Raw genomic sequence first — 20,134 nt, 5'->3', positions numbered from 1 at the left:
AAGTACGGGCGAAGCATTCGGGCAATAACCTATCGGTGAAACCGTAGATTTTTTATCCGAATGCTTCGCCCCTACAGGACGCGGGCCGATGAAGACGCAAGGTTTTGAAGCACGATTCTCTCAAAATCTTGCACCTGTTTCGCGAGAAAAGCCACAAAACCCTTACCTTGCCTACATTTCACCTTTATTCAGCAAACCCTAAATAGGTTAGGGAAGTGACTTTCAGTTAATGATGCTAAAAATGAACAATAATCTAAAATTAAGCCGATAATGACTAAATGCAACCGACGGAAGCCCAACTTAGACAACTCTATCAGCTAATTTCAATAAAGTCCGAAAACTATGCACGGGTAGGTTCTTTATGGGAGGGGATGGGGGTGATGACCTTCTCGACCCCTAACTATCAGTTAACGATTTTTAAAAGCTTCGATCGCCGCCGGCAAAGTATAGTAAATCCTCTCTTGGCTAATTTTATCTAACAAGCGGGAACGTTGCAATTCTAAGTACAGATCGTGTTTAACCCTAGCGAGGGCGAAAACTATACCCTGTCTTGATAATTCTGCTGCTAATTCCTCAAGAATCTCCACTGCTGTACTATCCAATTCCCCAAGGGCCTCCGTATTCAAGACAAACCATTCTACCGGTTTCGTCTCCCGGGCAATGGCACTGAGAGCGCGACGTTTAAAGTCGGCCGCATTAGCAAAAAATAAGGGGGCATCGTAACGATAGATAACCAACCCTGGTATTGTTTGCGCTTCTGGCCAATCCTGGAGTGCGTGTAAACCCATCACCCCCGGAACCGTACCCAAGACCGCATCATCAGGCCGAGTAATGCGGGCCAATAAATCGATAACCGAGAGACCGATGGCGATGGCAACCCCGCTTAAAATCCCCGTGGTTAGCACCCCCACCATGGTCAGGACAGCGAGATTAAACTCACTATTGCGAAAGCTTTTTAGTCGTTTAGCGCCGGCGATATCCAGCAGTTTACAGGCTGCATAAATCACCAGCGCACCCAAGGCAGCCTTGGGAAAGAGTGCCAGTACTGGACCGAGCAGGAAAATGACCGCCACCACCACCACTGCCACCACCAGGGAGTAAAGTTGACTTTTACTGCCCACGGAGTCGCCCACTGCGGTGCGACTGGCGCTGCTGCTGATGGGAAATCCCTGACAAAAACCCGCCGCCAGATTCCCCAGTCCTAGGGCTAAAAATTCTTGATTGGCATCGATTTCTTGGTTATGACGTGCGGCGAAGGCTCTGGCGGTCAAGACGTTATCGGAATAGCCGACCAGGGCAATGCCGACGGCCGCGGTTACTAGGGGTAGTAATTGGGAAAAATCTAGGGTTGGTAAGCCAAAATTAGGCAAAGTCTTGCTAATTTTCCCCACTACTGCCACCCCCTCTTGATCGAGATGGAGGGTGGCGACGGCGAGGGTTCCCAGTAAAACCGCCAGCAAGGGACCCGGTGCTTTGGGAAAATATTTCTGGATGACAAATAGAAATAGTAACAGCAATAGAGCGAGGCTAAGGGTTGGCCAGTGCCATTGGTTTATTCCCCAGAAAAAAGCGAAAATTTCTTTAAAAACCGTATTTTCACGGATTGACAAACCACTAATTTTACCCAGTTGTCCCGCAATCATGATCACCGCCACTCCCGCCATATAACCGATTAGGATCGGTTTGGAGAGTAAATTAGCTAGAAATCCCAAGCGGGCGATATAAGCGACAAAACAGATTAAACCGACCATTAGGGCTAAAAAAGCCGCTAAACTGCCGTAATTTTCTCCTTGAAGGCTCACCAGAGGTGCGATCGCTGCCGCCGTCATCACTGCCGTGGTCGATTCTGGTCCGAGGGATAGTTGCGGTGAGGAGCCGAAAAGGGCGTAAACTAGGGCGGCTGGCACGAGAGTCCACAATCCCACCACGGGATCGACCCCGGCCAGGTCGCCGTAAGCCATACACTGGGGAATAGCGTAGGCTGCCACGGTGACACCGGCGAGTAGATCTCGGCCCAGCCACTGCCATTGATAGGAGCGCAGGTTTTTTGGCCCGGGTAAATCAGAAAAATCGACTCGTCGGGAGTTTTTACTCATAGTTTCTCTCTGAACGGCGACTTAACCTAATTTTAACGGAAGAATTGGCTAGAAAAAGCCTTGAGGCTGAGATGTTTTCTGTCAGCAGGATATTTATACCATTTTAGCCGTAATTTTAGTTAAACTGGCTAAATATACTCGGAAATATCCTCTTGACAATCATCGGCTAAGTATGATAGAGCGCGGAAACGTAACCCGACTAATTGCTCGTAGAGAGGATTTAACTTGCACAGAGGCGGAATATGGACTAATTTATGGCCAAACAGCACGATATCGCGTTCAAAAGGACATTGAGGCGGCACCATTTTGCAGATAAACCGGGCCAAGCGCGGATCGTGCATTTCCACCCCATCTAACCAGTCTTTGAGGGGATGCAGCAGATCTGGGTGGGGATGTTCGGCACTGATAAACTCGGATTTATTCGCTTCTGTGGTAATTTCGGGAATTTCACAGATAGTATGTTCTAAAGCTGACAAGGCCTCGATTTCTAACCCGAAAGCATCCCGATAACTACGCAGTAATTGCGCTTCTGCGGGGGAATAAACGCCATCGGCGATCGCTACCATAACCGCCGTGCGGAGGAAGTTTTCTGATATTTTGGGGTCATGACCGAAACTTGCGGCCAATTCTTCGGGACTAATCGATTGATAGAGAACGTGGTCGTCATCTAATTCTAATTCGTGAGCGAAACGGGCGATCGATTCCTGCTCGCTGGTGCTATAATCCCCATCAGACCAGGCAATTGTCAGTAATCCCCGTAACCAGTCCCTAACTTGTTCGTTAGTGTAGCGGTATTGAACAGAGCTAACCATAGGTATGTATTGCTAAAACTGATTCTAGTTTCTCAATTTAATTCTACCCATCGCCTCTGGATTCTAGTGGCTCCTGTTCATATCATTTAACTATAGCCAATAACCCCATGGTCAGATCGGAATTTTTCGTTTTTCAGCCAGCATAATCGGGCAATTTTCGCCCCTAGGAGCAGGGGTAAGTGGTGCTGCTTCTTGTACCTTCCCCAACCGCGTCAGTCCTACTGAAAAGGCGGATTCCTAGGATTAACGTCCAATACCGAGGTAACGGAAACCAGCTGCTGTCACCACCGCAGGATCGAGGAAATTGCGACCATCAATTAACACGGGTTCGCGCATGGTTTTAACCATTTTGCCGTAGTCGAGACGGAGGAATTCTTGCCATTCCGTCACCACCACCAAAGCGTCACAACCATCGGCCAATCTTTCTGGATCCGATTCGATAATCACACCGCTTAAACCGTGACTTAAACCACTTTGGGAAACGATCGGATCATAGGCTTTTACCTTAGCACCTAAACGATTTAACTGTTCGATCATGGTTAAAGCCGGAGCATCGCGCATATCATCGGTATCGGGTTTAAAAGTTAATCCTAACAAACCGACGGTTTTACCCTTGAGGATTTTTAATTCCTGTTGCAGTTTTTCGATCGCAATTGTCCGTTGACGTTTGTTAACATTGATAGCGGCGTTAAGTAATTCTGTTTCGTAACCGTAGTCTTCTGCGGTATGCACCAAAGCTGACACATCTTTAGGGAAACAGGAACCCCCCCAACCGATTCCGGCCGAGAGAAACTTGCTGCCGATACGGGAATCTAAACCGATACCTTTAGCCACTTGGGTGACATCGGCTCCCACGCGATCGCAGATGTTAGCTACTTCGTTAATAAAGCTGATTTTGGTGGCTAGGAAGGCATTAGCGGCGTATTTAATCATTTCCGCCGAACTGAGATCCGTAACCACCACGGGAACGGGAGGCAAGGAGGGATCGTCCGCGAATTGGCGTTCAACCAAAGGCGCGTACAATTCCTTCATCATTTCAATGGCTTTCGGGTTATTACTGCCTAAAACAATGCGATCGGGGTTAAAAGTATCATAAACCGCCGAACCTTCGCGTAAAAATTCGGGATTGCTGACCACATCGAAATCCGCTTCGATGCGTTCTAGTGTACTAATACCGCCACCAGCGGCCACGAGATTTTTTTGTCTCTCGGCCACACCATCGAGGACGATCATCCGTACCCAATCCCCAGAACCGATGGGAACGGTAGATTTATTGACGATTACTTTATAACCACCGTTGAGATGGGCCCCAATACCCCGGGCCACTGCTTCCACATAACGGGTGTCACTTTCCCCCGTGGGTAGTGCTGGTGTACCAACAGCGATAAAGAGGATTTCGCCGTGTTTAACCCCCGCTTCTAGGTCTGTGGAGAATTCCAGATTGCCGGAGGCTGCCGAAGACTGCATTAATTCCGACAACACCGGTTCATAGATGGGGGATTGTCCCGATTTCATTAATTTGACTTTTTCTTCATTGTTGTCAATACAGATGACATGATGGCCGATATGTGCTAGACAAACCCCAGTGACTAAACCCACATAACCCGTTCCGATAACACAAACACGCATGATAATTACTCCAGTGACAATTAAGTTAATTTTATTGATTAGGGATTAGCTGAGACGAGAACGGAAATCCTCGATCGTCATTTTTAAACCCTGACTTAGAGGAATAGTGGGACTCCAATCCAAATAGGTTTTAGCACGAGTGATATCCGGTTGTCGTTGCTTGGGATCATCTTCCGGTAGTGGTTTATAGACTAATTCGGCCTCGGGATTAATCATGCCTTGGATCACTTGTGCTAATTCCAGAATTGTGTATTCGTCGGGATTGCCGAGATTAACCGGCCCGATAAAGTCCCCATTCATCAAACGCATTAACCCTTCCACTAGGTCAGAAACATAGCAAAAACTGCGGGTTTGGGAACCTTGACCATAAACCGTCAGGGGTTGACCGCGCAAAGCTTGCACGACGAAATTACTCACCACTCGACCATCGTTTTCTAGCATTCGCGGGCCGTAGGTGTTGAAAATCCGGGCCACCCGGATATCGACTTTATGCTCCCGATAATACTCAAAAGCCAGGGTTTCCGCCACCCGTTTACCCTCGTCATAACAGGAACGCGGTCCAATGCAGTTGACATTACCTCGATATTCTTCCGTTTGGGGATGCACATCGGGATCGCCATAGACTTCTGAGGTAGAAGCGAGCAAAAATCGCGCTTTTACCCTTTTAGCTAGGCCCAGCATATACAGAGTCCCTAAAACATTGGTTTTAATCGTTTTTACTGGGTTATATTGATAGTGAATTGGGGAAGCAGGACAGGCCAGGTGATAGATCTGATCCACCTCTAAACGGATCGGCTCGGTGATATCGTGACGAATTAGCTCAAAATAAGGATTTCCTAGCCATTTAACGATGTTTCGGCGCACCCCCGTGTAGAAGTTATCCAGACAGATCACTTCATGACCCTGTTCCATCAAGCGATCGATTAGATGGGAACCGATAAAACCCGCACCACCCGTAACTAGGATTCTCATGTAATTGACAAGTAAACATATAAAATTATTCTTAAAATACCCTTACGCTGGCTTTTTGGCAAATATTTTTTTTGACGGGGTGTTATCAGCGATCGCCGATGCCAGGCTAATGGCTGAATAATGGGTGGGTAATCCTTAAAAAATGTAACAATTTTCGTAGTCATCCCTACAGAGTTCTATATCGTCCAATCTTGTAGGCGTAAATTAGGGATTTGAGAGAAATCACGATAATTGCGTGTTACTAAAATACTGTTTTCTGATAAACTAATCGCTGCAATTCTTAAATCTTGTGTTCCTATAGGAATTTTTTGCTCCCGTAATTCTCTGAAATGATAATGAGCTTCTAAAGTATAGTTAACAATTTTAAATTTGCTCAGATAATTAACTACATCTCTCAAACCTTGATACCCTTTGATTAACTTTTCATATTGATTGCTTTGAGAGTATTTTTTGATCACGCTGAACCATCCTCTTACTTGTTCTTCTAAAGTAATAATTGTTATAGCAATATCATCAGGATCGATAGACGCTACTCTCCGAACTAAGTTCGGATGTAGTTTTTGCAGTAGGGTTATATGATCGGTATCTAATATATATTGAGTCACGGTGTTTCAACTTGTTGACTGTCTTCTTGGTCAACTTTTTGACGATAGGTTTCTATACTCTCTATGACTTCATCTAAGAGGGGATTATAGGTTAGTGTAGCTGGTATATTGAGCAGTGGATGCTCTTGTTGTTGTTTTTTCTGCGCTAATTTTTCAAATAATTGGTTTTGTTCTTCTAAAGAAAGTTGATCGATAGATTCTATAATCTGGCTAAGAGAAAGATGAGGAGTCATAAATTACAAGCCTTTTTGACTAGATATTGATGCTAGTGTAGCATAATTCCCTTCGCTAACAGCTTTAAAACAGAACCTACAGTAATCCGCATTTTTCTGATAGTTCCCTAGTGGTACAAACAGGATGCCTGTAAATGACATTGATGCAATTGGTAGCAGAGGCATCCGCCGCCTGTAAAGAGATAGAAAGATTTAAGGTTAGAACAAGGCCAGCATCTGTTATACTCTAATACAGAAGAAACTCCCTTGTCAAATTTGGCCAAATTCGGGCAAAATAGGGGATGTAAATTTTATACACTATTTAGTATTATTTTGATAGGACTAAAGAGGCTAGATTATGATCAGTGCCGAGCAAAATAAGCTATTTATCCTGATTGATGGGCATTCTTTGGCTTTTCGTGCCTATTATGCCTTTGCTAAGTCTCGTTCTGGTCCTCTGCGTACTTCTACTGGCATTCCCACCAGTGTTTGCTTTGGGTTTTTAAATTCTCTGCTGCAGTTACTAGAAACTCAAAAACCTGCTTATTTAGCGGTCGCTTTTGATTTAGCAGCTCCTTCTTTTCGCCACGAAGCTGATGTCAATTATAAGGCTAATCGGCAAGAAACTCCCGAAGAATTTCGCCCCGATTTAACTAATCTGCAAAGTCTCTTGGCAGCGATGAATATTCCTATTGTTACTTCCCCGGGTTACGAAGCAGATGATGTTTTAGGAACTTTGGCAAAACAAGCCGGCGATAATGGTTATACGGTCAAGATTTTAACAGGCGATCGAGATTTATTCCAATTGGTAGATGAGGAGAAAAAAACCACGGTTCTCTATCTGGATATTAATGCAGTCAAAAGTACATCGGGACAGGGTTATACAGAATTTAATTCCCAAGCTGTCACGGAAAAGTTAGGGGTGACACCAAAACAGGTAGTAGATTTTAAAGCTCTTTGCGGTGACAAGTCTGATAATATCCCCGGGGTGCGCGGAATTGGCGAAAAAACAGCGATAGATTTATTAAAAAAATACGATAACTTAGACGATATATATACCAATCTGGAATCGATTAAGGGAATGGTAAAAACTAAATTATTAGAGGGAAAACCCGCCGCCGAAAGTTCTCGCTATTTAGCCAAAATTGCCCTTGATGCCCCCGTTAGTCTCGAAGAGGATAAATTTCGTCTCCGAGGTTTTGATCGGCGTTTAGTTAAACCTTTATTGGAAAAATTAGAGTTAAAGAAAATTCTCCAGAAACTCGATCAAATTCAACAGCATCTAGGTGGCACTCCTACCCTAGAATTAACTAGCGATGCTGATTCTAATCAATTGTCTCTGTTTGATTTACCCCCTATTTCTCCACCGGTTCTAATTGCTCCCGACATTATTGATACTATTCCTAAGTTAGATGCTTTACTGGCCAAATTAACAACTTTTACTAATCCACATTTTCCCGTCGCTTGGGACACCGAAACCACGGATTTAAATCCTCGTGTAGCCAAATTAGTCGGGATCGGTTGCTGTTGGGGAAAAGAATTAAATTCTATGGCCTATATTCCCATCGGCCACCAGAGCGGTGATAATTTAAATCTAGAGATAGTTATCGAAAAATTACGCCCAATTTTAGCGGGTGATAATTATCCGAAAGTCTTCCAGAATGCGAAATTTGATATTGATGTTTTTTATCATCAAGGAATTACCGTTAAAGGTCTAGTTTTTGATACTATGGTGGCTAGTTATGTCCTCCATCCCGAACTAACTCATAATCTCGAAGATTTATGCAATCGCTATTTAGACGGTATCACTTCCCTTAGTTATAAAAGTCTCGGTATTCCTACGGGAAAAACTATCGCTGATTTAGATATTACCACCACTGCTAACTACTGCGGATTAGATGCCTACGCTACCTATTTACTTCGAGAAAAATTACAGGCAGAATTAACTAAAATTCCCTCTTTATATCAATTATTCTCAGAGGTAGAATCTCCCTTAGTCATGGTGCTGTGGCAGATGGAAAATTATGGTATAAAAATTAATATTAACTATCTAAAAAACTTTTCCCAGCAACTAGAAAGAGACTTGGCAGACATAGAAAAAAATGCCTACGAATCTATCGGAGAAACTTTTAATCTTAGCTCTCCTAAACAGTTAAGTGAAATCCTCTTCGATCGATTAGCACTCAACCGCAAAAAATCCAGAAAAACTAAAACAGGTTACTCCACCGATCAAAGTGTTTTAGAGAAACTACAAGGAGATCATCCCTTAGTTGATTATATCCTTGAACATCGCACCTTATCCAAATTAAAATCCACCTATGTGGATGCTTTACCGAAATTAGCCGAACCAAAAACCGCAAGAGTGCATACAGATTTTAATCAAACCATCACCAGCACCGGACGCTTATCATCCTCCAATCCTAACCTACAAAATATCCCCATTCGCAGTGAATTTTCCAGACGAATTCGTCAAGCTTTTATTCCCGAAGATGGTTACTTATTAGTATCAGCGGACTACTCACAAATCGAGTTAAGAATTCTGGCTCATCTCAGTCAAGAACCAGTTTTATTAGAAGCTTATCGTAGTAATCAAGATGTTCATAAAGTCACCGCTCAATTGCTCTTTGATAAAGGGGAAATTACCCCAGAAGAACGCAGTTTAGGAAAAACAATTAACTTCGGAGTTATTTATGGCATGGGAGCGCAAAAATTCGCCCGTGAATCGAAATTAACCGTAGAACAGGGCAGAAAATTTATTGAAAAATATCATCAACGTTATGCCCAAGTATTTGAGTATTTAGAGAATAGCAAAAAACAAGCGATCGCTCAGGGATATGTGGAAACAATTTTGGGCAGAAGACGTTATTTTAACTTCGATAATCCCCTCTTAAAAAGACTGCGAGGACTGTCCTTACATGACATCGATTTAGATAGCCTCAAACTCAACAACGAGGAAGCACAATTATTAAGATCGGCCGCTAATGCGCCCATTCAGGGTTCCAGTGCTGATATTATTAAAGTAGCGATGGTAAAATTGGCCGAGGTACTGCAAAATTATCGAGCGAGATTACTGCTGCAAGTCCATGATGAATTAGTCTTGGAAGTACCGAGGGAAGAATGGCCATCCCTACAGTCAAAAATCAAGACGACTATGGAAGAAGCTGTCTCCTTGACGATCCCTCTCTTAGTAGAAATTAAAGCTGGTGACAATTGGATGGAAACCAAATAAAACTATGATCGAAAACAGACAATTTTTAACCCCAGAAGAATCGGCAGATGTGGACGCTGCCCTCTTAACTTCTCCAGAAAAATTCCTGACTCGTTTAACGATTTCTTCCCTACGCTTATTAAAAATAATCGCCGAGGATACGGGAGTAACCCTAGAAGAGCTAACCCATAAACAGGTCATTCAATGGCTAGAAAAAGATAGTAAACTGCGTCGGGAACAGGGGATCGAAGCGGCAGTGCTGAAATGGTAAATAAACTCTTAAAAAATCAGCTACCCCTGACAATTTATGCTAGTTTTTAGCTATAAAGTTACTGGAGTTACAACAATGACAATTACCCTAAAAGTGCCTAGTATTGCCTGTGAAGGTTGCGCTAATACCATTACTAAAGCGATTAATAATCAGCAACCAGCAGCCCAAATATCGGTGGATGTAGCCAATAAAATCGTCACCGTAGAAACCACCGCATCCCCCGCAGAAATTGCCCAATGGATCAGCGAAGTCGGCCATACTGTTGAGTCTAGCAGTGAGGGTTGACATTCTCCCCCGTTAAAAATAAACCTCTCTGGTAAAAATCCAGGGTAGTTCTATTTTTGTGTTGCTCAGATTAGTTTGACTCCCAAGCTTTCTAGTTGTTGGTTTATCCAAGCGGTTGCCGTTTCTTCATCGGTTTCTATCGCTTTTTCTACTCCTATTTTAGCAATTTCTAAGAGTTGACTTAAAAGGGAGATTGATGATTTTAATGAATCCGAATCAGTTAGAATTAGCAGTTTATGATGCTGAGGATGCGTTTTTAAGGGTCAATCGCCTAGGTTTCTCCTTAGTTCGGTTTTGGGGTGATGAGATTCATGAGCGTTTAATGGAGAATTTGAATAAATTTTTATGATGAGGTATCGTCATTGTTATCAGTTTTTTTACTTCGTAAATCTACCCATAGATGTCTTAAATTAAATGGACTAGGTGGCACATCAGGACGTTCTAGTTGATGGTCAAGACGACTCACATCATTTTGCCATCCTTCCAGCGATAAAGTTAACTCTATAATGGTTAGTTGTGAACAATGCTTATTAACTTCATTTAAAATTTCTCTTAATTCCATATTTTGAATATAACCAATCATTGCTCCCGAACTGACGGATTTTCCATAACCCCATTCAACTAATATAAATCTGTTAATCCCATTTAGAATATAATTTTTGTTAAGTATCCATTGGGAACTTGATGGAGAACCGAGTCTTTTAGCCTCTAAAGTGTAAAATTTATCCATTCTTTCAGGATTTGTTTCGTTAGTATCACAGATTCCCCATTGAAAATCAGGTCGTTTATATTCTCGTTTAGCTCCAATGCTATCATCAGCATCAGGTTGATTATTGGCTTCACACATACAAGGCCATTCTATTCCTTGATTAGAAATAGTTAATTGTTGGTTGGCATAACGGACAAAAAAGCATAGTTTTCGATTAAGTTCATCTTCACTTTGGGGTAATTCTTGGTTCTTTTGAAGCATTTCTAAAGCAAGCCTAAAAATAGCTAAAACTCTCTTTTCATGATTACCCCATATATCTTTTTTTAATAAACTTGGTTTTGTCATAAGTTTAGATCCTTTCTTGAGATTCTTGTAAGTTAATAATTTGAAGCATTGTTGCCTCCGCATCCTCACGCGCCATGCTACGAGTCCAGAATCTTCGTTCATTACGCTTAATAATAATGATTTCTGTATCAGAAACCGAACGAACTAAACCATCAAGATAAATTTGATGGCTATTATAGGGAACTAATAAACCGTTTTCTTGTCTTGCTAATTGAGCAATAATTCCTATCCATTGTTTTTGATCTGATTGGGAGACAGGTTGAGGTTTTTCTCCATACTCTTGTGTAGAGAAAATAACGGCTAACATAGGATTTTCTAACCCCTGAAATTGAGGACGAATAATCTGCCAACTGAATTCACCATCAGGTTCTAATTCTCGATTCCAAATATCTAAAAAGGCTTGTAAATAACCTTCTAATCCTTTTTGAGTTTGACGGTTTTTATTAATATCGTTGAGAAGTCCTTGATTTTGTTGAGGATAGCTTTCAACAGGTTTTACTGCTTTACTGTTGATATGATTATAGTAAAACTCTATCCCAACATCACACATATCACGAATGAGATCCCGTTCAGCAATGGTGAGATCATAGACATCAAATATTGCCTCATCTAATTGATATTCTAATTCAGTGAGTTGTGCTTCTATTTTTTCTGGAGTTTTTTCTTCAGGATGTTCAATACTATACTTTATAGGATTACAATTCTGTAATTGCTCAACAATATCGATAACTTTTTCCCGAATACCTTGATCCTTTGGAAAAATAATCGGCAAACTTAAATATTCATCCTTATAAATTCCATCATGCCATATTCCCCATTTGCTAGAAGTCAGAAAAAAGTAATAACGAGATAATGAAGACCATAAAGTTCCTAATATAATTTTATATTTCCATTCTTCAGCATCATGTAACTTGATACAATTTACTGAATTTGTAAAACTGAAGTTTTCTGATTCTAATCGAGCAATAATTTCTCCTTTTTTTCTAGATGCTTGACTAATGCCATGTTTAATCAATAATCTTTCACCATAGAATAAAGATTCATTCGCTATACGATGCACTTTTTTGGGAGATGATGTAAACCAGTCTTTTTGAATAGAAGAATAACGTTGAAATTTGGGAATCGGTAGATTTTGATATTCAGATAGCCATTGTGGTGCTGAATAAGCACTTCCAGTTGTAAACCCTTGACCACTATTGTTAGGATCATGTAATTCTTTTAATGCTGGAGCTAAAGTTATACCTTGAATTAAACCAGCATCTTGATGATTTCCCCAATAATAAATTTTCCATAAAGAATCATTATAAAATAGTTCACTTTGTCTGATACCACGACGATCCATAACACTCAAAATAACAGCTTGCACATTTTTAATCATAGCTGTTTTTTTAGCAGACCAATAAGTGACAACTTGATCTTTTAAGGTTAACTCTGTCTGATTGACTTTCTGAAAAATAATTGAAGCAAAAGGAGAAATTGAGGCACTAGATTGGTTTTTATTACCAGATTTAAAGAAAATATCACGAACATGAGCAAAATTGACAACTTCTTTTAATAAGACACTGTTTAACCATTTTTGTCTAAATTCTTTGCTTTTATCATGGGTCTTAAATAAAATACCTGTTGATACCACTAATGCTGACCATCCATTATCTTTTAAAAAATCAAATACTCTCCAGATAAACGCTTGAGAACGTTCTTTATCTCCGACTGGATAATCACGTTCTTGACACCATTGTAAAGCGATATTTAAGTCTTTTGTGCCTTTTTTATCCTTCGTTTTAGGAGATCCCCAAGGAGGATTACCGACAACAACATCAGCACATTGACTACTAAAATTTCTAGATAATATCAAATCCTCTGAGTTAGAAAATTCTTGAAAAGCATTATCGCAGACTAAATTATTAAAGTGATTATCCTCAGATAACCCATTCGCTTGATAAATTAAAAATGGTAATTTTTTACCTCGTTTAATTTGTGATAAAATGTTTCGAGGCTCTTGATAATTTAATAAAGCAAGATATAGACTAAATGCAGTAATTCTGATAGCTTCTGAATTAATTTCTATGCCAGCTATCTGATTTTTTAAGATTTCTCTTAACTCTTGCCAACTTAATCGCTGTCCCTGATTTTGATAGACTCGATGTCTCACAATTCTCCGAAATGCTTCCACTAAAAAGATTCCTGAACCACAACAAGGATCAAGAATACGGGGATGAGTTGTCAAACAATCTGACGTTAAAACTTTAGACAAGACAAATTCCACTAATGAACTCGGTGTATAATGCGTCCCATTATCAATATTTTCTGTATTTGACTCATGATAAAATTCTTCATAAATACTACTAATTAAAGAAATAGGAATTATATCAAATTTATAGGCCCAGAAAAATAATTTTTTTTGTGGATCAATATTTCCCTGTAAAAATTCTTGTAAGAGAGATAAATGCCGTTGCTCAACAGATTCCGCTTCTTGTTCATCAGAAGGGAACATATCTCCGTTAAAATCTTGACTCAACTTATTAAATAAAGCATAGGTAAAACTTTTATCACTTAATATTTTGATATAATGTTGTTTAGCTTCAGTTTCCATATTTAACTGATCATCAGGAGCATTAAGTAAGGCTTTCCATGTTGCATTGTTTTGTGCTATTGCTTCAAAATACTCTTGAGTTAAAATTCCTCTATCTTCCAAATAGCAAATAAAAATTGATCTACCAATTAAAGCATGAGCATATTTACGTTTATTTTCGCTTAATCCTCCACTAATTAAGGCTAAACGAACTGTTTTTAAATCTTTGATCAGTGATTGATCAGCACGTTGATTAGATGTTTCAAAACGCTCATCCTCAAAAAGCTTCCCTGATTCGATTTGTTCCCGTCTGTATTGATAAAGTTTTGAAGTTACTTCAAGTATGTTTTGGGCAACTTCTAACGGTCTATTATTTTTCTTCCAATCTTCTATACTTCTAGCAGGTGGTTTGGTTAGATCGTAAATAGCTAGTTCACCTTCTTTCGCTAAAAATAGGTAACTTGGTCTAGCCATACACCATATTTTATTAAAGATTTGCCGTACTTTTTCATCTTCTTGAGTATCGCATTTAGCAAAAATAATCACAGGATTATTATTAACAAAAAAAACTTTTTCTGCTTCAACTTGCTTGGCTAATTCTAACCAATCTCCTTTTTCTATCCACTCTTCTAAAGTTATTTCTGACAATGACACTTTTGAACTCACTAAGTCGCCTTGACTAAAATCGAGTTTATCATAAGCATATTCTAACAATTCATAAGCAGAATTAGCTGTCATCATCTTGAGTAAATCACTGGTAATAGTTGATTGTGTTGGTTAGAGTCACATAACCTAATCTTTGGTTTTTTTGAACTATTTTTAATAGTATGACTGATAGGAAGCGTAACTGTCAAGTAAACAGACAAGCCGCCATTATGTCAATTTTTTAATAATTTGCCTCCAGCACTGAAAGCGATCAAACAGCGATCGCATTTGGGGCAGCTTTGCCGTGGCAATTGTCCGTGACTCAATATCTGTAATAATCTAATAAAGCCCTTGTAAACCTTCTTTAAGCTCTGGGTTTTCGTCTTGATCGAGATGCACAAAATCGCCCTTAGATGAGAATTAGTTTACAAAAATTTACATTTGGAGATAAGGAGCAATGAGTCAAGTTTCCGGTACAGATGTTCCCGATTTGGGTCGTCGTCAATTTATGAACCTGTTGACCTTTGGTACAATTACCGGAGTGGCAGCGGGGGCTTTGTATCCGATTGTTAAGTATTTTATTCCCCCCTCGGCCGGTGGTACGGGTGGCGGTGTCACCGCAAAAGATGCCCTAGGCAATGATGTGATTGTCAGTCAATTTCTGACCACCCATAACGCTGGCGATCGCACATTAGCTCAAGGCTTAAAAGGCGACCCCACCTATCTAGTCGTCCAAGAGGACAAAACCCTGGCCAACTACGGAATTAACGCCGTCTGCACCCACTTAGGTTGTGTGGTGCCTTGGAATGCCAGCGAAGAAAAATTCATGTGTCCTTGCCACGGTTCCCAGTACAATGCCGAAGGAAAAGTAGTTCGCGGTCCAGCGCCTCTATCCTTAGCCCTCGCCCATGCCAACGTCACCGATAATGATAAAGTCGTCTTCTCCACTTGGACGGAAACCGACTTCCGCACCGGCGAAGAACCCTGGTGGTCCTAGATTATTCAATGTGACGAGATTTGGAATTATTCGACCTATAGAGATGAGAACATTCAACTTTTTAAGCTTCCCGCAAGTCCACAGACAGGCCCTAGTGAAAGCTGTCCTCGTGGCGATCGCTACCGTTTCCCTACTCCTAACCAGCGATGTCATTAACCCCCAATCTGCCCAAGCATATCCTTTTTGGGCGCAACAAACCGCCCCGGAAACCCCCAGAGAAGCAACAGGTCGGATTGTCTGCGCGAACTGCCATTTAGCCCAAAAACCCGCCGAAATTGAAATCCCCCACTCGGTATTACCCGATAGCGTCTTTGAGGCAGTGGTAAAAATCCCCTACGATCCCGCCAGTCAACAGGTGTTAGGAGACGGATCGAAGGGGGGTTTAAACGTCGGTGCAGTCTTAATGCTACCGGATGGTTTTAAAATCGCGCCCCCCGATCGCATTCCCGAAGAAATGCAGGAAAAACTCGGTGGAGTCTATTTCCAATCCTACAAAGAAGGTCAAGATAACGTGGTTATCGTCGGCCCCTTACCCGGTGATCAATACAAAGAAATCGTTTTCCCCGTCCTGGCCCCCGATCCTAGCCAAAATAAAGGTATTCACTTCGGTAAATATGCTGTGCATTTAGGGGCCAATCGTGGTCGCGGTCAAGTGTACCCCACCGGTGAACCCAGCAATAATAACGCTTTCAAAGCTTCTACCGCAGGTACAATTAGCCAGATCAGCAAAACCGAAGCCGGTGGTTATGAAGTCACCATCACTTCTGAAGCTGGCCCCGTGGTGGAAAATATTCCCGCAGGTCCTGAGTTAATCGTCTCGGAAGGTCAAGCGATCGAAGTGGGACAATTTTTAACCAGTAACCCCAATGTCGGCGGTTTTGGTCAAAAAGAGACGGAAGTTGTCCTACAAAATCCCGGCCGGATCAAAGGATTAGTCTTATTCCTCGGTGGTATTATGCTCTGCCAAATCCTCTTAGTTATTAAGAAAAAACAAGTGGAAACAGTACAAGCGGCCGAAATGAATTTCTAATCGCAATATTTCGGTTATTTTTGCTAGAAAGCGGGTTATTTGCCCGCTTTTTAGCTTTGAGTCAGGAAAATGCTCACCCCTCGCTGCCGTCTGATACAATCGGTTCAGCTTAACCGATAAGTGTCAATTTTTTATGAATCAGTCGCTTGTTCCAGTCATTCTCGCCGGGGGTAAAGGGGAACGTTTTTGGCCTCTCAGTCGTCTAGCGCGTCCGAAACAGTTTCTCTGTCTTGATGGTAGTGGTCGCAGTCTTTTACAAGCAACGGCCGATCGTCTATTATCTTTAGGGGCAGGTTGGGAAAATCTCTGGGTAATTACCGCTAGTGCGATCGCTGATGGTGTCCGCGAACAACTGCCCGATTTACCGGAGAGTAACCTATTAGTGGAACCGGTGGGCAAGGATACAGCCCCGGCTGTGACTTGGGCTACTTTAGAAGTGATAAAACGTTATGGTAAGGAAGTGGCGATCGGTTTTTTTCCTGCCGATCATTATATTGGTAATCAAGAGGCTTATATTAACACTTTAAAAGCGGCCGTAGAAGTGGCCGTCAGCCAAAAAGCGATCGTTACTTTAGGAATTAAACCCGATTATCCCTCCACCGGTTACGGTTATATCGAACAGGGAGAAAATCAAGGCGAATTTAATGGTTTACCCGTCTATAAAGTGAGTCGTTTTACGGAAAAACCCGATCGCACCACGGCTGAAAAATTCCTAGAAACGGGACTTTTTAGCTGGAATAGCGGAATGTTTATCTTTCAGGGACAAGTGGTTTTAGAGGAGCTAAAAACCCACGCTAATAATATTTTACAACCTCTGAGCGATCGGGGCATCGCTGCCTATGAGGATTTAGAGAAAAAAAGTATCGATTATGCTTTGATGGAAAAAACCCAACTCGCTTACGTTTTACCCGCTAATTTCGGTTGGGATGATCTGGGAGATTGGAATTCTCTGGAAAGATTACTAGAAGCAAAGGGCAAAAATATTGAACTGGCCAATCATGTCGGTTTGGATACGGAAGGCTCTATTATCTATGCTAGTGATGAGGAAGAAGTGATCGTTACTATTGGTTTAAAAGATCTGGTAATTGTTCGCGACGGTAAAGCGACTCTCGTTGTCCACAAAGATCGTACCCAAGATATTAAACAAGTTCTCAAGCACTTACAAACCGATCCCAAATTAGAGAAATTGTTATAGGATTGATATTAGTTACCAGCTTTTTCAGTAATCAGTGATCAGTAAACAGTAATCATTGAAAAGACAGTAGGAAACTTTTATTTAATACTGCTCACTTAAAACTCAAATCTGATCACTGGTAACTTACCCACTGATAACTGATAACTGATCACTGATAACTGATAATACCGTGTTCTCACTCCCCCAAACCAGTCAAAGACAAAAAGAAATCCTTGAGATAGTTCTCGGCAACGGTTGGGACTATATGCGCGGGGTTTTAACCCTAGGAAAAACAGAAAATCCCCAGATTCCCACCCCAGAAGTTCTCAAAAAAATCCTTGTGGAATTGGGTCCTTTTTATGTCAAATTGGGACAGTTACTTAGTACCCGTCCCGATCTGCTACCCGCTAATTATATCGAGGCTTTAACTGCCCTACAAGCGCAAGTTCCTCCCGTTGCTTGGACAGATATAGAAATAGTCATCACCGAACAGTTAGCAAAACCGATCGAACAGGTATTTAAGTATATTAATACCCAACCGATCGCCGCAGGATCGATCGGGCAAATTCATCGGGCAACTTTATTATCTGGGGAGGAAGTAGCGATTAAAGTCTTGCGTCCGGGGATCGAAAAAATTGTCGCCCAAGATAGTGCCTTAATTAAGGGAATTGCTGATTTAGTTGCCCTCACAGAATTTGGTCAAAGTTATGACGTTGTTGACTTAGCAGAGGAGTTTATTAAAGCAGTTAATGCGGAATTAGATTTCACCCAAGAAGGTCATTATACCGACCAATTACGCTATAATTTAACCCAGAGTCGGTGGTCAGAACCCAAACAGTTAGTTATTCCTAAAATTTATTGGCACTTAACTAATTCCAAGCTATTAGTGTTAGAATGGTTAGAAGGAAAACAAATTTTAGAGGCTGATGTTTCTAGACCGCCAACTGAGCAAGCAATTTCCCAAAGAAAAAGCGAAATAACTAGAATTTTGTTTCGGTCATTTTTTCAACAAATTTATATTGATGGCTTCTTTCATGCCGATCCTCATCCGGGTAATATTTTCTATCTTGACGATGGTAGAGTAGCTTTAATTGACTGTGGTATGGTGGGCAGATTAGACCCGCAAACTCAACAAATTTTAACAGAATTGTTATTAGCAATTGTTGACTTAGATGCGAAAAGATGCAGTCAACTAACTATTAAACTGTCCGAGTCAGTAGTCCCGATTACTTTAGTACAATTAGAGGTAGATTATGAGCGGATGTTGCGAAAATATTATAACCTCAATTTAAATCAAATTAACTTTAGTGAGGTGGTTTATGAACTTTTGCAAATTGCCCGTCGCAATAGAATTAAACTCCCGGGTAATTTAGGTTTATTCGCCAAAAGTCTCGCCAATCTAGAAGGAACTGCCCGAAAATTTAATCCTGATATTAATATCCTAGAAGAAGTCAAACCGCTATTAACTAATATTCTTGAACAACAGTTAATCGGTAGCACTCCCCTACAAACTGCCCTAAGAACAGTTTTAGACTTGAAATCTTTTTCCCTGAAATCTCCCCGTCAAATCGAAGTTTTACTAGATAGTTTAACCTCAGAAACTTTAAATGTTAATCTGAAAATTCGTGAATTAGATAATCTCCGTCGCAGTTTAGATAATTCCGCCAATCGACTAGCTTTTAGTGTGATTATTGGTTCCTTAATTATCGGGGCTGCTATTGTTACGGCCAGCACCCAATCTCGGCAATTAACTATTATTAGTACCGTATTATTTGCTACAGCTAGTTTTATCGGTTTATGGTTAGTTATCGGTATCCTGCGATCGGGAAGATTGCGCTAGAAATTCTCGCGATTAAATTAAGATTTGTTGTTGTAAAAATTTCGCCCACCGACTGGCCAATTCAACTTCAGTAAAAGGAATTTTTTCAGGCGATCGCTCCTTAAAAATAAATTCTAGAAAAGGGGAACCCTGCGGGGGAAGAGCATCTAAATCCACCACTTGATTATTAACTAGCAGACGGATTTCTTTGACCTCCTCTAGGGAAAAAGTTTGTAAATTGATCACTCCCTTACGAGTTGGCTTTCCCCAAGTGATAATTTTATCTTTTTGACCTAAGACAGAATATATATCATACTTAGCTCGATCGAAGTTTTCCGCCCATTGTCGATAGATTTCCACTTTTTGGTATTCATTCCAACCACTCCAAGCCAACCAAATAAACAGAATTAATAAAGGTGTCCACAATAACCCGCGTTCCATAAACTATCGCCCCAAAATCCTAGTCAATTAATCGTATTTTAGGCTAATTTGCCGCAAGAAATTATTAGCTAAGTAGGTAGGCGTTAAAAATTATCAGATGCCTCCCTTATTAAGGGGGATCCCCCCGCCTATCGTCACCCCCCTTATCAAGGGGGGCAGGGGGGATCGGCAGGGAGCATCCCAATTATGTAATGAGTATAAATGCTCAGAAGGGTAAGAAGGCTTTTGTAGTAACGATTCTGGTTCCAATCACACAATTTAGAGAACCGTTGAAAATCTATGAACTCCCGAAAAGGCTTGCCATATAAGTAT

Annotated in this window: 17 protein-coding genes; 8 read left to right on the top strand and 9 right to left on the bottom strand. The window is 41.1% G+C overall.

Annotated elements, in window-relative coordinates; translation table 11 throughout:
* Window positions 1-407: 407 nt before the first annotated feature.
* The 6 genes from O9323_RS17460 to O9323_RS17435 all read right to left on the bottom strand — a co-directional run bounded on the left by O9323_RS17460 (window position 408) and on the right by O9323_RS17435 (window position 6,347).
* A complete protein-coding gene (locus O9323_RS17460; RefSeq protein ID WP_002754712.1) occupies window positions 408-2,096 on the bottom strand; it encodes a SulP family inorganic anion transporter in 1,689 nt (562 codons plus the stop codon).
* 128 nt (window positions 2,097-2,224) lie between these two features.
* The gene (locus O9323_RS17455) at window positions 2,225-2,908 is read right to left on the bottom strand and encodes a Mo-dependent nitrogenase C-terminal domain-containing protein (protein WP_002738062.1); all 684 of its coding nucleotides are present in this window, start codon (window positions 2,906-2,908) and stop codon (window positions 2,225-2,227) included.
* A gap of 243 nt (window positions 2,909-3,151) precedes the next feature.
* Window positions 3,152-4,537, bottom strand: a complete 1,386-nt coding sequence (locus O9323_RS17450; RefSeq protein ID WP_149107414.1) for a UDP-glucose dehydrogenase family protein — start codon at window positions 4,535-4,537, stop codon at window positions 3,152-3,154.
* A gap of 45 nt (window positions 4,538-4,582) precedes the next feature.
* The gene (locus O9323_RS17445; RefSeq protein WP_002746182.1) at window positions 4,583-5,509 is read right to left on the bottom strand and encodes a UDP-glucuronic acid decarboxylase family protein; all 927 of its coding nucleotides are present in this window, start codon (window positions 5,507-5,509) and stop codon (window positions 4,583-4,585) included.
* A gap of 176 nt (window positions 5,510-5,685) precedes the next feature.
* The gene (locus tag O9323_RS17440; RefSeq protein ID WP_288125480.1) at window positions 5,686-6,114 is read right to left on the bottom strand and encodes a type II toxin-antitoxin system VapC family toxin; all 429 of its coding nucleotides are present in this window, start codon (window positions 6,112-6,114) and stop codon (window positions 5,686-5,688) included.
* Window positions 6,111-6,347 (bottom strand): hypothetical protein, encoded by a 237-nt coding sequence (locus tag O9323_RS17435; RefSeq protein ID WP_002736609.1) that lies wholly within the window; start codon window positions 6,345-6,347, stop codon window positions 6,111-6,113. The genes O9323_RS17440 and O9323_RS17435 overlap by 4 nt, the downstream gene beginning before the upstream one ends.
* A gap of 337 nt (window positions 6,348-6,684) precedes the next feature.
* Between O9323_RS17435 and polA the strand changes: the two genes are divergently transcribed.
* From polA to O9323_RS17415, 4 genes are all read left to right on the top strand, one after another.
* Window positions 6,685-9,555: a DNA polymerase I gene (polA, locus tag O9323_RS17430; RefSeq protein WP_149107413.1), complete on the top strand. Its 2,871-nt coding sequence runs from the start codon at window positions 6,685-6,687 to the stop codon at window positions 9,553-9,555.
* A gap of 4 nt (window positions 9,556-9,559) precedes the next feature.
* The gene (locus tag O9323_RS17425) at window positions 9,560-9,805 is read left to right on the top strand and encodes an NDH complex assembly factor CRR9 (RefSeq protein ID WP_002736270.1); all 246 of its coding nucleotides are present in this window, start codon (window positions 9,560-9,562) and stop codon (window positions 9,803-9,805) included.
* Window positions 9,806-9,841: 36 nt separating this feature from the next.
* Complete coding sequence (locus O9323_RS17420; RefSeq protein WP_002759990.1) at window positions 9,842-10,090, top strand: heavy-metal-associated domain-containing protein; 249 nt, start codon at window positions 9,842-9,844, stop codon at window positions 10,088-10,090.
* Window positions 10,091-10,295: 205 nt separating this feature from the next.
* Window positions 10,296-10,439 carry a MerR family transcriptional regulator gene (locus tag O9323_RS17415; protein ID WP_228009614.1) on the top strand — a complete coding sequence of 48 codons (144 nt, stop codon included), beginning with the start codon at window positions 10,296-10,298 and terminating at the stop codon, window positions 10,437-10,439.
* Here the strand turns inward: O9323_RS17415 and O9323_RS17410 are convergent.
* Both O9323_RS17410 and O9323_RS17405 read right to left on the bottom strand, forming a co-directional pair.
* Window positions 10,434-11,144, bottom strand: a complete 711-nt coding sequence (locus O9323_RS17410; RefSeq protein ID WP_002736973.1) for a hypothetical protein — start codon at window positions 11,142-11,144, stop codon at window positions 10,434-10,436. The two genes, O9323_RS17415 and O9323_RS17410, sit on opposite strands and share 6 nt — an antisense overlap.
* 4 nt (window positions 11,145-11,148) lie before the next feature.
* The gene (locus tag O9323_RS17405; protein WP_288125479.1) at window positions 11,149-14,457 is read right to left on the bottom strand and encodes an HsdM family class I SAM-dependent methyltransferase; all 3,309 of its coding nucleotides are present in this window, start codon (window positions 14,455-14,457) and stop codon (window positions 11,149-11,151) included.
* Between the two features lie 361 nt (window positions 14,458-14,818).
* On the opposite strand from O9323_RS17405, the gene petC reads away from it, so the two are divergent.
* The 4 genes from petC (at window position 14,819) to O9323_RS17385 (ending at window position 19,402) form a co-directional block, all read left to right on the top strand.
* The gene (gene petC / locus O9323_RS17400; protein ID WP_016515068.1) at window positions 14,819-15,358 is read left to right on the top strand and encodes a cytochrome b6-f complex iron-sulfur subunit; all 540 of its coding nucleotides are present in this window, start codon (window positions 14,819-14,821) and stop codon (window positions 15,356-15,358) included.
* Between the two features lie 43 nt (window positions 15,359-15,401).
* On the top strand, window positions 15,402-16,388 hold the full coding sequence (gene petA / locus O9323_RS17395; RefSeq protein ID WP_002754684.1) for a cytochrome f: 987 nt from the start codon (window positions 15,402-15,404) through the stop codon (window positions 16,386-16,388).
* Between the two features lie 133 nt (window positions 16,389-16,521).
* The gene (locus tag O9323_RS17390) at window positions 16,522-17,583 is read left to right on the top strand and encodes a mannose-1-phosphate guanylyltransferase (RefSeq protein ID WP_149107409.1); all 1,062 of its coding nucleotides are present in this window, start codon (window positions 16,522-16,524) and stop codon (window positions 17,581-17,583) included.
* Window positions 17,584-17,752: 169 nt separating this feature from the next.
* Window positions 17,753-19,402 carry an ABC1 kinase family protein gene (locus O9323_RS17385; protein ID WP_002754681.1) on the top strand — a complete coding sequence of 550 codons (1,650 nt, stop codon included), beginning with the start codon at window positions 17,753-17,755 and terminating at the stop codon, window positions 19,400-19,402.
* A gap of 12 nt (window positions 19,403-19,414) precedes the next feature.
* Here O9323_RS17385 and O9323_RS17380 read toward each other — a convergent pair whose 3' ends face one another.
* On the bottom strand, window positions 19,415-19,822 hold the full coding sequence (locus O9323_RS17380) for a hypothetical protein (RefSeq protein ID WP_024969066.1): 408 nt from the start codon (window positions 19,820-19,822) through the stop codon (window positions 19,415-19,417).
* Between the last annotated feature and the right edge of the window lie 312 nt (window positions 19,823-20,134).

The organism is Microcystis sp. LE19-131.1A (assembly GCF_027532015.1).
Lineage (GTDB): Bacteria > Cyanobacteriota > Cyanobacteriia > Cyanobacteriales > Microcystaceae > Microcystis > Microcystis ichthyoblabe_A.
This window is presented reverse-complemented; position numbering and strand designations above follow the sequence as displayed.